We start from the raw sequence: 1,469 nt of genomic DNA, 5'->3' as shown, positions 1-1,469 counted from the left end.
GTCTCCTTCGGCCTTGGCCGCATTGATGGTGCCGGCAACATGCCAAAAACAGCCTGAAGGGCCGATGAACGGCGGGTTCAGATTCGAACCCGTGTCAGCTTCCGGCTAGTCTAGGGCCGCATGACGCTGGCCGCGCGCTCGGTGAAAGGCAGCGGATGGACGATTTCCCTCTTTTGCGCCACCGGTGCAAAGCCGAGCTTCTGGTAGAGCGGCAGAGCCGCCGGATGATCGAGCGTGCAGGTCTGCACCGTCACCCGCTTCGGCCCATGCGACCATGCGGCGGCGATCGCGGAGCCCAGGAACCAGCGGCCGATGCCTTGCCCGGTGGCATGTTCCATCATGCCGAAATAGGCGAGTTCGACTTCTTCCGGCAGATGCGGCTTGAGATCGAAGAAGCCGGCGGGCGCGCCGTCGAGGTAAAGGACCCTGATGTCGCGATCCTCACGATGGATGCCGGCGGAAAGCTCGTCGTCATCCAGCCTCAGCACATTGACCCAGTGCCATTTGCGCCCCACCCGGTCCATCAGATAGCGGTAAAAATGCAGCGGAATGTCCTTGGTCTTCAGCAGCGCGACCTGACGGTTATACGGCACAGGCGGCGAATAGGCCGGAGGCACATGCATCTCGAGGAACGTCACCGTGACTTCGATGTCTTCCAGCGCGCCGTTTTCCACCGTCTTCATTCCTTGCCGATCACAACGGGGCCGGTCACGACAGGCGTGTCGGAAAGCCCGCCCCACTCCGTCCAGGAGCCGTCGTAAAGCCTGTTGTTTGTATGGCCAAGCGTTTCCAGCGCCAGCGTCACCACCGCCGCGGTAATACCGGAGCCGCATGAAGTGACGACAGGTTTCGACAGATCGATGCCGGCCTCCTCGATCACCTTGCGCAGACGGTCCTTCGACAGCAGCTCGCCATTTTCCGACAGCGCCGAATAGGGCAGATTGCGCGCGCCGGGCATATGGCCGGAGCGGATACCCGCGCGCGGCTCAGGTTCAGTGCCGGTGAAGCGGCCCGGTCCACGGGCGTCGGCGATCTGGCTCGCCTTGGTGTCGACGATCCCGCGCATGTCGGCGAGGCTGGCGACGCGCCCGGCGTCGAAATCGGCATGAAACACGCTTGGCGCGATCTTGGTCGGTTCGGCCGTCACCGGCCTGCCGGCGGCTTTCCAGCCATCGAAGCCGCCCTCCAGAATATAGGTCTGAAAGACGCCCATCACCCGGAACATCCACCACGCCCGGGGTGCGGAGAAGAAACCCGGCCCGTCGTAGACGACGATGGTGTCATCGGCCGAAACGCCCATGGCGCCGACATACTGGGCAAAATGCTGCGGCGACGGCAAGGTATGCGGCAGGGGCGAATCCGGGTCCGAAACGGCATCCTGATCGAGAAAACGTGCGCCCGGGATATGGGCCGACTCATACTCGCCGCGCGCATCGCGCCTCTGCGCCGGGAGATACCAGGATGCGTCG

At 63.7% G+C, this 1,469-nt stretch carries 2 protein-coding genes; both read right to left on the bottom strand.

Features of this window, described 5'->3' with window-relative positions:
* Window positions 1-110: 110 nt before the first annotated feature.
* A complete protein-coding gene (locus EN906_RS33985; RefSeq protein ID WP_206517198.1) occupies window positions 111-683 on the bottom strand; it encodes a GNAT family N-acetyltransferase in 573 nt (190 codons plus the stop codon).
* On the bottom strand, window positions 680-1,469 hold a 790-nt coding region (gene sseA / locus EN906_RS33980; protein WP_127375769.1), incomplete at its 5' end, for a 3-mercaptopyruvate sulfurtransferase. The genes EN906_RS33985 and sseA, both read right to left, overlap by 4 nt.

This window comes from Mesorhizobium sp. M7A.F.Ca.CA.004.06.1.1 (genome assembly GCF_003999135.1).
Taxonomy (GTDB): domain Bacteria; phylum Pseudomonadota; class Alphaproteobacteria; order Rhizobiales; family Rhizobiaceae; genus Mesorhizobium.
Note: the sequence above shows the minus strand (reverse complement) of the source record. Positions and strands in the feature narration are given on the sequence as shown.

What these genes read in the sequence shown, in the direction of transcription:
- EN906_RS33985 (WP_206517198.1), bottom strand. Translation starts at nt 683, where the DNA reads ATGAAGACGGTGGAAAACGGCGCGCTGGAAGACATCGAAGTCACGGTG.